The sequence below is a fragment of the Mesorhizobium sp. M7A.F.Ca.CA.002.09.1.1 genome (assembly GCF_003998555.1).
Lineage (GTDB): Bacteria > Pseudomonadota > Alphaproteobacteria > Rhizobiales > Rhizobiaceae > Mesorhizobium > Mesorhizobium ciceri.
Window position 1 is genome coordinate 1 of sequence record NZ_RZRR01001531.1, and the last position, 563, is coordinate 563.

1 pseudogene is annotated in these 563 nt (G+C 61.3%); it reads right to left on the minus strand.

From position 1 onward, the window contains the following. Positions 1-22: 22 nt before the first annotated feature. A pseudogene (locus tag EN994_RS34475) lies at positions 23-563 on the minus strand (aconitate hydratase); the annotation flags it as partial.

Here is a 563-nt window from a genome sequence, read left to right on the forward strand (position 1 = left end):
CCCCTACTCCCCTACTCCCTTACTAAGCTGCCAGATCGCGCAGCACGTATTGCAGGATGCCGCCGTTCTTGAAGTAGTCGAGCTCATCCAGCGTATCGATGCGGCAGATGATCGGCACGTTCTTCACCGTGCCGTCGCCATAGGTGATTTTGGCGATCATCGTCTGGCGCGGCTTGATGGTGCTCAGTCCGTCGATCTCGACCAGCTCGTCTCCCTTGAGGTTGAGCGATGCCCATGAGGTGCCTTCCTCGAAGACGAAGGGGATAACGCCCATGCCGACCAGGTTCGAGCGATGGATGCGCTCGAAGGACTGGGCGATGACCGCGCGGACACCGAGCAGATTGGTTCCCTTGGCCGCCCAGTCGCGCGACGAGCCGTTGCCGTATTCGACGCCGGCGAAGACGACCAGCGGCACGCCTTCCCTTTTGTACTCCATCGCCGCGTCGTAGATCGATTCCTCTTCCTTCGACGGGTAGTGAATGGTGTAGCCGCCCTCGCGGCCGTTCTCGCCCAGCATGTGGTTGCGGATGCGGATGTTGGCGAAGGTGCCGCGCATCATCACC